Origin of the sequence: Pseudomonas botevensis (assembly GCF_019145475.1) — a bacterium.
In the GTDB taxonomy this organism is placed as follows: Bacteria; Pseudomonadota; Gammaproteobacteria; order Pseudomonadales; family Pseudomonadaceae; genus Aquipseudomonas; species Aquipseudomonas botevensis.
This window is the reverse complement of record NZ_JAHTKI010000022.1, coordinates 44,827-56,664: the sequence shown is the minus strand read 5'-3', so window position 1 is coordinate 56,664 and position 11,838 is coordinate 44,827. Positions and strand designations below refer to the sequence as shown.

5 protein-coding genes are annotated in these 11,838 nt (G+C 63.4%); 4 read left to right on the top strand and 1 reads right to left on the bottom strand.

Going from position 1 to position 11,838, the window contains the following annotated elements:
• The first annotated feature begins 33 nt into the window (after positions 1-33).
• From KVQ74_RS23330 to KVQ74_RS23320, 3 genes are read left to right on the top strand one after another with little or no spacing between them, the layout of a single operon-like run.
• The gene (locus KVQ74_RS23330) at positions 34-1,161 is read left to right on the top strand and encodes a GNAT family N-acetyltransferase (RefSeq protein ID WP_217833734.1); all 1,128 of its coding nucleotides are present in this window, start codon (positions 34-36) and stop codon (positions 1,159-1,161) included.
• A 9-nt stretch (positions 1,162-1,170) separates the two neighbouring features.
• A complete protein-coding gene (locus KVQ74_RS23325) occupies positions 1,171-2,943 on the top strand; it encodes a sensor histidine kinase (RefSeq protein WP_217833800.1) in 1,773 nt (590 codons plus the stop codon).
• Positions 2,933-4,324 (top strand): sigma-54-dependent transcriptional regulator, encoded by a 1,392-nt coding sequence (locus KVQ74_RS23320; RefSeq protein ID WP_217833733.1) that lies wholly within the window; start codon positions 2,933-2,935, stop codon positions 4,322-4,324. The genes KVQ74_RS23325 and KVQ74_RS23320 overlap by 11 nt, the downstream gene beginning before the upstream one ends.
• A gap of 153 nt (positions 4,325-4,477) precedes the next feature.
• Here KVQ74_RS23320 and KVQ74_RS23315 read toward each other — a convergent pair whose 3' ends face one another.
• Positions 4,478-5,512, bottom strand: coding sequence for an alpha/beta fold hydrolase (locus KVQ74_RS23315; protein ID WP_217833732.1), 1,035 nt, complete (start codon positions 5,510-5,512; stop codon positions 4,478-4,480).
• 215 nt (positions 5,513-5,727) lie between these two features.
• Here KVQ74_RS23315 and KVQ74_RS23310 point away from each other — a divergent pair, with 215 nt between their 5' ends.
• The gene (locus tag KVQ74_RS23310) at positions 5,728-11,745 is read left to right on the top strand and encodes a dermonecrotic toxin domain-containing protein (protein ID WP_217833731.1); all 6,018 of its coding nucleotides are present in this window, start codon (positions 5,728-5,730) and stop codon (positions 11,743-11,745) included.
• The last annotated feature ends 93 nt before the right edge of the window (positions 11,746-11,838 follow it).

Below are 11,838 nucleotides of genomic sequence, written 5' to 3'. Positions count from 1 at the left end.
GATTGCACGACGAGAACCCTTTAAGGAAGCGATGTGATCACGGCCCGAACCCTTGCAACCATCGAAGCGATTGACCGCGCTGCATGGAACGCCTGCTTTCCCGATGAACTGGAAGACTGGGCCTACTATCGCGCCGTCGAACGTGCCGGTATCGCCGGATTTGCCTGGCGCTACCTGACGCTCTACGAGGACGACCAGTTGATCGCGGCGGCGGTGGCATTCACCACCGCCTATTCCCTCGATACCACCCTGCAAGGCCCGGCCAAGCGCATCAGCGAACGGTTGCGCCGCTGGTGGCCGGGGATGTTCGACATTCATCTGTACGCACTCGGATCGCCAGTCGCCGAGCAATGCCATGTCGGCACGGCACCGCACCTCGATCCGGCCCGCTTGCCGTCGTTGTTCGTTCGCCTGCTGGAACTGGCCCGCGAGGATGCCGACCGGGCCGGAATCGGCCTGCTGGCGGTCAAGGACGCCAGTCATCGCAACCCGCAATGGCTGGCGGCGTGCCGTCAGGCCGGACTGCAAAGCATGCCTGGCCTGCCCGGTGCCGAACTGCCGATCACCTTCGGTTCGGTGGACGCTTATCTGGGCAGCCTCGGCAAGTCCACCCGCAAGGACTTGCGTCGCACCTTGCGCAAACCCGGCCCGCGCATCGAGTGGCGACGCTCGGTACACGAGCTGTTGCCGCGCATGATGCAGCTCTACGAGGCGACCCTGGCACGCAGCGACCTGACCTTCGAACGCTTGCCCCACGGCTACTTTCATGAAGTGCTCGAACACCTCGATGAACGCGCTGCGTGCGCGCTGTATTGGGTCGAGGACGAACTGGTGGCGTTCAACCTGGTGTTGCTGGACGGACATCGGATGGTCGACAAATTCTTCGCCCATGACCTGGCCCGTACCCGCGATCACCATCTGTACATGCGCAGCTGGCTGGCCAATGTCGGCTACTGTATTGAACACGGCATTGCACTCTACGCGTGCGGTCAGGCGGGGTATGCCAGTAAGCTGCGCCTGGGTTGCTCGTTTGTCGGCAACACCGTGTTTTTCCGTCACCGCAACCCTGTATTCGATCGCCTGCTGCGGCTGGTGAAAGTGTTCATCCGCCCGGATCGAACCGATCCGGCCATGGCGGCTGCAATCAGCGAACAGCAATAAGCGAGCATGATGATCAACGACCGCCGCGCCACCGCCCGACCCTTCGCCCTCTCCGGCTGGAGCCTGCAACGCAAGCTGGTGTTGGCGTTCTGGCTGGTCAGCGTGATTCCCACCATGATTGCCGCCGAGCTGGCCGCCACGACCCTGTCGCAGATTTTCGACAGCAACGTGCGGATCTGGCTGCAGGAGTCGACCAAGATCGTCGAGGACGAGATCAGCGAAATCCTCCGGGACAACGCCCGGGTCGCGCAGTTGTTCCTGCGCTATACCCGTCCGCCCACGGATCGGGCGAGCACCCGGCATGACAAACTCACCGCCGACATCGCCGACTCCATGGGTATCGACGTGGTGGCGCTGGTACGCGACAGCGATCACAAAGTGGTGTTCAGTACCGCCGCCGACGACATCGTGCGGCAGATCAGCCTGGCGCCCAAAGCAGTGTTGCAGACGCTTCAGGTCGGCGGCGTCAGCACCGGCACCGTGGTCTCGACCTTTGCCACCGAGCAGGAAGGTGTCGACTACAAACTGGTGGTGGGCACCTATCTGGATGAAAGCTTTCTGACCAGCGTTGCCGATGTGCATTCGCTGGATCTGCGTTTGTATCTGGCCAAAGACGGCAACCTGTCGGAAATTTTTTCCACCCAGCGCTTCGAGGATCACCCGGCGGCCGTACCGAAAAACATCGAACAACTGCTGCGTACCACCCAGCAACCCATCGAGCAGTCAACCAGTCGCTACAGCGGCATCTATCGACCGATCCTCAATGAAAGCGGCGAGTTGCAAGGCGTGGTTTTCAGCGGCTTGCTGCGCCACTCCACGCTGGTCGGGCTGGTGAACCAGAGCAACCTGTTCATCCTGATTTTCCTGCTCAGTTCGGCGGCTTCGCTGGCCGTGGGCTGGCTGGTGTCGCAGCGCCTGACCAAACCGTTGCGCGGCCTGTCCAAAGGCGTGCAGGCGGTGATCGCCGGGGACTATCGCCAGCGTCTGCCGGTGACCGGCGGCGATGAACTGGCGGAACTGAGCAGCACGTTCAACCACATGAGCGAACGCCTGGGCGAATTGCAGCACCTGGAATCGCAACTGCGGCGCCGCGACCGCCTGCACGCGCTGGGCGAAGTCGCGATGGGCCTGGCCCATGAAATCCGCAACCCGCTGGGCATCATCAAGACCGCCACGCAACTGCTGCACCGGCGCGCCGACCTGCCGGAAAATGACAAGCGTCACCTCGAGTACGTGGTCAGCGAGGTCAGCCGCATCAACGACCTGATCACCGAGTTTCTCGACTTCGCCAAACCCAGCGCCCCGCTGCGTTCGACCCTACTGGCGCGACCGCTGGTGGAGGAACTGGCGGGTTTCTGCGCACCGGAGCTGAGCAGCCACAACATCGATGTGCAGATCGACGACCGCGCCCCCGCCGCGACTCTGTATGCCGACGCGCGGCAACTCAAGCAGGCGGGCCTCAACCTGATCGTCAACGCCATCGACGCCATGCCCGACGGCGGCCGCCTGACCCTGGGCATCAGCAGCGATCAGGACTACACGGTGATCAGCGTCAGCGACACTGGCCAGGGCATCGAGCCGGACATGCTCGAACGGATCTTCACGCCGTTCGTCACCACCAAGGCCTCCGGCACCGGGCTGGGCCTGGCCAAGGTGTACTCGATCATGGAAAACCATGACGGGCGCATCGAATGCATCAGTGAAAAAGATGCCGGGGCTACCTTCAGCCTGTACATTCCGGCCAACGGTGAAGAACTCGATGAGGGCAGCGATGACGCATAACGTACTGGTGGTCGATGACGAGCCCAAGCTCTGCGATCTGCTGGCTTCGGCCCTGAGTCAGAACGGCATTGCGGTGTTCACCGCCGGCAACGGCCTGCATGCGCTCAAAGTGCTGGAGTCCGAAGACATCGACCTGATCATCAGCGACTGGCGCATGCCCGGCATGGACGGCCCGCAACTGCTGGCGGAAGTCAAAAACCGCTACCCGCAGGTGCCGGTGATTGTCATGACCGCCTACAGCACGGTGAAAAACGCCGTGCAATCGATGCGCAACGGCGCCTTCGACTACATCGCCAAGCCGTTCGACATCGACGAACTGGACATCACCGTCAGCAAGGCCCTGCAATTTCGCGACATCCTCAAGGACAACCAGCGCCTGCGCGCCGAACTCGACGAGCAGGCGCAGATCGACAGCCTGATCGGCGACAGCCCGAGCTTTCGCAGTGTGCTCCAGGCCGTGGATTCGGTGCGGGAAAGCGCCGCCACCGTGCTGCTCAGCGGCGAAAGCGGCACCGGCAAGGAAATGGTCGCCCGGGCCATCCACAAACACGGCAACCGCGCCGACAAACCCTTCGTCGCGGTCAACTGCGCGGCGATCCCCGAAGGCTTGCTCGAAAGTGAAATGTTCGGGCATCGCAAAGGCGCGTTCACCGGCGCCGTGGCGGATCGCATCGGGCGCTTTCAGCAAGCCGACAAGGGCACCCTGTTTCTCGACGAAATCGGAGAGATGCCGCTGGCCTTGCAGGCGAAGATCCTGCGTGCCTTGCAGGAGCGGGTGATCGAACCGGTGGGCGATACCCGCGAGCGCAAGGTCGATGTGCGAGTCATCGCCGCGACCAACAAGAACCTGCTGGAAGCGGTGGCCAACAAGGAGTTTCGCGAAGACCTGTATTACCGCCTGAATGTGTTCCCGATTCCGCTGCCGGCCTTGCGCGAACGGGTCGAGGACATCGCCCCGCTGGCCCGGCATTTCGCCCACACCCTGGGCGCTGCCGCCGGCAAGCGCATCACCGGTTTCAGCCCGCAGGCGTTGCAGGCCATGACCCGTTATTCATGGCCGGGCAATATCCGCGAACTGCAGAACTGCGTGGAACGCGCGACCATCGTCGCCTCCGCCGGGGTCATCGAGGAACAGGATCTGCCGGCCTACCTGTTCGCCGCGCAAACCGCTGACAGCAGCGCGCCGCTAAGCGAAATCAACGGCGTGCCGGCGGATCTGGAAGCCGCGCTCGCCGAGGTCGAAAAGGCGTACATCCTCGCCGCCCTGCACCAGAGCAACGGGGTTCAGGCCGCGGCCGCGCAACTGATCGGCATCTCCGAGCGCAGCTTCTGGTATCGCCTGAAAAAACTGGGGATTCACGTCGACAAGATCGTGCGCTGAACCCTTCGCGGGCAAGCCCGCTCCCACAAAAGCAACACAACCGATGTGGGAGCAACTGTCTTGGTCATCCCTCTCCTACAAAGGCAACTCCTGCCAATGTGGGAGCGGGCTTGCCCGCGAAGAGGCACGAACAGCCACCGCAAAAACCACCCGCTACAACAGGTTGCCACCCGCCACCGGCTCGATCTGCGCCCAGTGCGACGTGTCTTCACGATGCTGCTGCAGGTACGGCAACACCGCCGCCAGCAACGGTTCCTTGAACGCCTCCTGGAAACGGTGGGCCAGCCCCGGAATCAGCCGCAGCTGACTGCCACGAATATGCGCCGCCAGATGCACGCCGTGCATCACCGGCAGCAACGGATCGGCCGTGCCATGCACCACCAGCGTCGGCACCCGCAACTGGTTGAGCAACGCCACCCGGCTCGGTTCGGCGAGGATCGCCATGATCTGCCGCTTCACACCCTCGGGATTGAACGCCCGGTCATAGGACAGCGCCGCCTGATGCAGCAGGGCCTGCCGGTCATCGCTGACCGCCGGGCTGCCCAGCGCCGCCAGCAGATCGGCCTGTTGCTCCAGCGCCACTTCACGATTCGGCGCGCCACGGCGCGCCAGCAATTGCACCAGCGCCGCGCTCGGTGCCGGCAGACCTTCGGCGCCGGAACTGGTCATGATCAGGGTCAGGCTCTCGACCCGCTGCGGGGCCATCGCCGCCAGATGCTGGGCGATCATGCCGCCCATGCTCGCGCCGAGTACGTGGAACTGCTCGATGTGCAACGCATCCATCAACCCGAGGGCGTCATCGGCCATGTCGGTCAGGCTGTACGGCGCCGCGACCGGCAGGCCGAGTTTGTAGCGCAGCACTTCGAACGTCAGGTTGGCTTCGGCCGGTGCCTGGCGCCAGGTCGACAGACCGACATCGCGGTTGTCATAGCGAATTACCCGAAAGCCCTGCTGACACAGCGCGACCACCACTTCGTCCGGCCAGTGAATCAACTGCCCGCCCAGGCCCATCACCAGCAACAGCGCCGGATCAGAGGCACGACCGATGCTCTGGTAGGCCAGGCTTACCTGCTCCAGATCGACCCGTTCGGTCGGTACATTGACGTCGCAACGCGTCGCCGCAAACGTCGGCGAACCACAAAAAACCGCGACCAGAAAAGCCGCGATTGCAGAAAATCCCTTGAACATGAAAAACACCGAAACGCAGAACCCCAGTAGAGCGCGAGTCTGATGAAGTTTGTTCAAGCGCGCTGCCACAGTTACGTGACAGTTTGATGAAGAGTGCCGAGCGGTCATTGCGCCGGCACCGGTGATAACTATGTAACACCCGCCGGCCCCCCGGTTTTCTTCCAATGTCTCGTTCCGCACGCGGATTTCCCGCGCGCCCCACGAACGTATTGATCATGCCCAACCGTTTTTTTCTCGATGCCCGCACGCCCCCCTCACGGGCCTGGCCGCCCGCCACCCACCTGTCCGAAAACACCGACGCCGGCCTGCTGCACACCGCTCTCGAACGTTGGCGCCACGCCAGCAGCGGCCTGCGCGAACTGTTTGCCGGCGTGCCGTCCACCCAACGGGCGCTGAGCGCTGCGCTGGAGCGCCAACTCGACCTCGGCGAGCCGGAAATCGGCCTGCGTTTCAGTGCATCGGAGCTGCATCCCGAACAGGTCGTTGGCCTCGCCCAGGCCTGGGCCTTTGTCCATAAGCACCCCAATCTGGCGGCCGCTCTCGATCGCCCCTGCGTCGTGACCGGCCTGGGCAAACAGCATCCACTGAGCACTCTCACACCGCTGCAATTGCTCACCCGTCTGCACAACCTCGACCCGCAGCAGGCGCTGGAGCAGGGCTGGAATGCGCATTGGGATCGCCGCGCGCCGGGCACACCGCTCTCGCGCCGCGAGCGCGCCAGTCAGTTGTATCGCATTCATCTGGAAGCCACGGCTCACGTAGCACTGGCGCAGCGCACCCTGAGCGCCGAGCAGTTGCGCCCGCTGTGGCTGCTGATGGACGACACGTCCGCCAGCCCGCAACTGGACGGGCAACCGGTACGCGCCGAGCGGGTGGACCTGCTGCTGAGCAACGACACCCGTGTCACGCTGCCCGACGCCTGGGTGATCAGCGTCGGCGATTCGCAGAACGGCGCGCAATTGCTCTACCTGCCCAAGCAGGCCGTGGCGTTGCAGGCCTTCGCCAAACGCGCCGACTTGCAGGCCTGGCTGGGCCGTCAGGGTCTGGTGCCCAAGGGCTTGCCCGCCAGCGACTTGCGTTTTGAGTACAGCCCCCGGGCGTTGCCGCTGACCCAGGGCATGACCGACCTGCTCAGCCATTGGCAACAGGCACGCCTGGCAGCCTTGCGCGGTGCCACGCCGAACCGGCCGGGGCTGGCCGAACATGGCGCGCAGGTGCTGGATCAGGCCGGGCAGCTGGATCGCCAGCTCAGCGTCGGCGGCGTATTTGCCGTGCCACCGACGTCCTTCAATTCGCCTTCTGAGGCAACTGATGATGAGCCGCTGTGGTTCGGCGCCTTGCACGCCGACATCCCCTGGCCGGTGCGCAAGGCCGCCGTGGCACGCCAGCAGGCTGCGCTGGAACACTGGTCGCAGCACGCCAGCGCCGCACAGCGGCAGACACTGGATCAACGGTTCCAGACCCTGGAATGCGCCGAGGCCGACGCCGACGCTGCTGCGTACAAATTGCTGTACCGCGAGCGCGCGCTGGACCTGGTGACCCTCAATCGCGAATTCACCGCCCTGCATGGCGCGCACAAAAAAGCCCTGTTGGCCGAAGCCGACCTGCAACACACTCTCAAGCAACTGAGCGACGATGAACACCAAACGCTCAAGCACATTTTCCAGCTCCCCGGTGAGAGCGAGCCTGCTCGCGAGGGCGCCAGCGCAACCACCGAAGAAATCACCGAGAAAACCACTGGCAACCCCTGCGCCGCCAGCCTCTCGCTCTCACTCATCGAACAGGCTAACAGCACCCGCACCGCCCTCAACGGCCCCTGGATCATCACCGAAACCACCGCCCTGAACGATCCCGAGTCGCCCCACAGCCTGCTGCTGATCTGGCCCGGTGCCGGCGGTGGCGTGCAACGTTTCGCCAATCGCCGCGCCCTCGAACGCGAGGTGTTCAAGCGCCATGCACAGGACGCCGAACTCGTCGTGCAACTGACGCCCATCAGCGGCGACCCGCTGCATCACGCCCTGCACGAAATGACCTTCGAATTCGACGAGCAACTCGCCAGCCTGCGCCAGCGCTACAGCGAACCGGCGCAGGCGACGCAACTGGCCGAGCAACTGGAAACGCTGCGCCAGCGGTTTCGCGCGGCCCTGCAAGTGCCGGTCAGCGGCGCCCGACAACTGGCCCTCGCCCATCTGCAAGAGCAGCGCCGCAGCGCCACCCTCGCCGACAACCTGCCGGACTGGCTGCGCAACCTGTCCCTGGGCACGCGCAACACCCTCAAGCAACTGATCGAGCACTACATCGGCGCCATGCAGCGCAGCCACGCCCTGCTGGAAATCGCCCTGCCGCCGCGCGAGCCGTTCACCCGTCAGCACCTGCACGAGCGTCTGCGCAAGGATTTCTCGCTCAAGGGCGAGTTCGACATTCAGCTGGATCTGCCGGACTCGGTGGCCACGGAAAAACACACCGTTCCCGCCCCCGGCGCGCCGGGTACGCCGGTGAAACTGGTGCTGGTGCCGAGCAAGACCCGCAGCAAGATCGCGCTGCTGGAACTGGCGCAGCAGAACCTCGACAACACGCCGTCGATGAGCCTGGAACCGATGCAGTTGCGCCTGGGTTTCCTGCGCGTCGAAGCCACGGCGTCGAGCGAGGCCGAGCGCCAGACGCTGGTGCGCGGCATCACCAAGGCGTACCTGAACCGGGTGCTGCCGGAGCTGGATCTGGCCAAGGCCTATGAAACCCTGATCCGTCAGGTATTCATGGGCTCCAGTGACGATCCGCCGTTCGTCAACCAGCACCGCCGCGAATGCCTGCTCGAACCCTGGGGCCTGATGCTGCGCCTGCAAGGCGAATACGCGCGCTTGCAGCAGCACATCAGCGCCGACGAGCAGCGGATCTTCGATGCGGCCATCGATGGCCAGAGTGCAGAGGCTTCGTCCGTCATCCTGCTGCCGGCAACGCTCAACAGCAGCGGCAAGGACACGCCGGACGACGGCCCGGTGACCCTGGCCGGCGTGACCTTCATCCAGCAAGCGTCCAGCGGCATCACCCTGCTTTACCTGCCCGACAGCCCCGACGGCCGCTTCCTGCGTCACTATTCCAGCCTGGAAGAAGCCCGCCTCGGCCTGTTCAACCAGTGCGCGCAGGACACCTGGGCCGGTTACCTTGCCGGCCGCGCGCTGCTGGGCAACGTCCGCGCCCACGAAGTGCGGATCGGCCAGGCCAGCGAAAAACGCTTCAACGCTTTGATCGGCGTCGGCACGCGCTGGCCGGCCAGCACCACTCTGGCCGCGCACCTGCTCAACGTGCACATGGGGCGGCTGATCGAGGCCCATCGCGGCACCTCGCGTTCCAACGATGCGCTGTACCTGGAGCGCTACGCGCTCAACGGCCCGCGCGCCTTCAACTACCTGAAAATGGCCCTGGGCATGGTGCCCTTCGTCGGCACTACAATCGCCCTGTACGACGCCTGGACCAGCGCCAACCAGGCCGCCGCCGCCTTCCTGCGCGGCCGGGTTGGCGATGGCGTGGCGGAGCTGGAGTCGGTGCTGTTGTGCCTGATCGATGCGGCCATGGATATCTTGCCAGGGGCAAGTGCGGGCGGGGCGCGACCGTCGGGGCGCAGGCCGCAGGGAGGACAGGATGCGGGCAGTACAACCGGCATTTTTCCTCCGGCTCCCGGAGGTGATACACCGCCGCAGGGTCACTTTTCACCTGACTTGAATCCGATCGATTCGGGCAGTGGCACCGCAGCACGGACAGACAGCCCGCGACCGCCAAGCTCAAGCTCGAGCAGTAGGAGCGGCAGTCCGCAGGACAACCTGCTCGCCGTGATGGACAACGCCCTCCACGCGATGCTTCAGACTCACAGACGTCAGCAGGACAGCCCGCTGCCTTTCACTTTCCCCGTCGGCCAGGAATCCCGTTTTCCGATACGCCCGCCTTCACGCCCGCAAGTGTGGATACCGACTCCTGAACTGCCGACACCCGAACTGCATCTTCCACCTCTGCCAACCATTCCTCCGGTCAGAAGAGTCTTACACCCGGCAGACTCCGGCAACGTCATGCAGCCCTTTAAATACAGATCGGAATACCAGACCCAGATCCATTACAGAACGCGGCTGCGTGAAGCCGTGTTCGAAGGCTACGAGTATCCCAAAAGCCTCAACCTGGCCGGTATGCAACCTGGAACGGCCGGAGCGTACCGTCAGGTTTACCGCCTCGCCGAGGGCAATTTCATCTGCCGGCAGGACAGGATCTATGAGGTAGAGCTCAGCCAGGACTCCCGCGGCTGGCGCCTGAGCGGCACCGCGCAGAGGACCTACAAGCAACCGATCGCTCTGGACGACTACGGCGAGTGGGACACCCATTTCGCGGTTCACGGTACGACGTTCGACGGTGGCGGACTGGGTGGCGGCAATATGCTCGGGCATGTGGCCAATGCACTGGACCCGCTCTGGCCGCTGGCGATTCGCGAGCGGCTGCCGCGCTGGTGGGCTGACCGCAATCTGCGCCGTCAGCAGCAACTGACTCGGGAGATCAATTCGCTGGCCGTGCAGATGGATGCGCAGCTCCCGCACAGTCGTAAAGTCCTGGAGCAGTACAACGAAGCCACCATCACCCGGCAAATCAGCTTGTTTCCGACAGTTGAAAAGACTTGCCGGGGGGATATCGAAATTGCCATGCGCCGCTATGCGCTGGCGGGAGAGTTGATGCCTCTGAGCCGGGGCAACAAACGGCGCCTGTTGATCCAGTGCATGAGCCAGGATGCCTGGAAAATCGCCGATCGCCTGCAGGTTCTGGTGTACTGCGCCAATCACCAGACTCATCCACTGCTCGACCAGATCGACTCGCTTCTCCAACGTCTGGACCTGCTGCCCCAAGACAGTCTGGCCGAACGGCTGAGCCATCTGGCGGCAATCCGCAAGCTGCGCGTGGAGAATCTGAGACAGCTCGATACCATCGAAACCCTCATGGGCGATTTCCGTCTCTGGTATCAGCGCATCAGCCAGCCGGCCGACAAGGCCAACCTCAGAGCGGAATTCGACTACCTGAGCGCACGGATGAGCGAGAGCAATCTGCTCTACATCAAGACCGGCAACCTGCTGGATATGGTCAAGAGCTATGACCACATCAAAGAAGCGTCCTGGCTTTACTTTTTCCGCCAGGAAAGCACGCTGCGCGACCAGGTCGATCGTACCCTCTACATGCAATACAGCCTGCCGCAAACGCACACGACCACCGCTCAACGCAATCAGATCCTGCAAGAGTGCCTGGACACTTACGCGCAGTTCCTGCGTGACATGCGTGTGTGGACCACCACCTATCCGCAACATTTCCACATGGACAACGTGCCCGCCCTGCGCGCGGGTATCGAAAGCATGGCCGAGCGCGCACGCAACCTGCTCAAGCAGCCGGCGATCCAGCAAACCAGCGGGCCGATCCACAAGAAGGTGTTCACCACCGAGGACGGGCAAACCCTGATCGGCGTCGAACATTGGGAACCCGCGACCCAGTCCCGACAATTTCATATGCCCGACAAAAGCAGCTCGAAGGAAGTCTGGGAACAGGGCAGCAACGGCGGTTTTCGCCTGCAGAATCCAGCGAAGCCAACCGTGGCGTTCACGAACAACGACCTGCCCGTTCTGGTCACCGAAGCCCGCAAACGCCTGGAGTCGCTGCCAGCCTATGAGGCCAGGGTCGATAGCTACGCGCGCCAGGACATGTTGCCGGTCGATCTGGAGCATATGCTGGTCAGCGAGGCCGACGAACTGGTTCGCCGTGCCCAGCAGCTGCAACAGATCGATGCCAGCCAGGAACTGATCCCTTCTCTGCGTGACAAGGCGCGTGAGTTGCGCCGCCGGGGCCGGCAACTGCGCACCGAACAATCGCTGCAGAGCAAAAACCCTACCGACGGCATGCTCACCGACCTGATGGGACAGAACGCGGTGCAGATCCGCAAGGTCGGGCCGTTGAAGAATCTGGGCAAACGTCGCGACGGGCGCAGCGATTATCTTCAGGAATATGAGATCCACGATCTGACGAAAACGCCCTCCGAGCTGCTGTGGTACGCGCACTTTCATTACGCCAAGGCTTCACCGGGCCTGCGCGATTTCGAAAAGGCCCACCTGAAATTGCCCGAACACCGTTCACTGACCCACGCCGATGACCCGTCCCTGCCCTACGCCGACATCGGCAAGCAATCGGTCGTCCTCGCACATTTCGAAAATCTATAGAAACCAAAAGGGGAGCGATCACATCGCTCCCCTTTTCCTGTCGGTTGTGGCCTCGACAGCCCAGGCAACATGAGACAAACTCAACATCCCTTT

Coding starts and splice junctions, on each gene's coding strand:
- KVQ74_RS23325 (WP_217833800.1), top strand. CDS start 1,171: ATGATCAACGACCGCCGCGCCACCGCCCGACCCTTCGCCCTCTCCGGC.
- KVQ74_RS23320 (WP_217833733.1), top strand. CDS start 2,933: ATGACGCATAACGTACTGGTGGTCGATGACGAGCCCAAGCTCTGCGAT.
- KVQ74_RS23315 (WP_217833732.1), bottom strand. CDS start 5,512: ATGTTCAAGGGATTTTCTGCAATCGCGGCTTTTCTGGTCGCGGTTTTT.
- KVQ74_RS23310 (WP_217833731.1), top strand. CDS start 5,728: ATGCCCAACCGTTTTTTTCTCGATGCCCGCACGCCCCCCTCACGGGCC.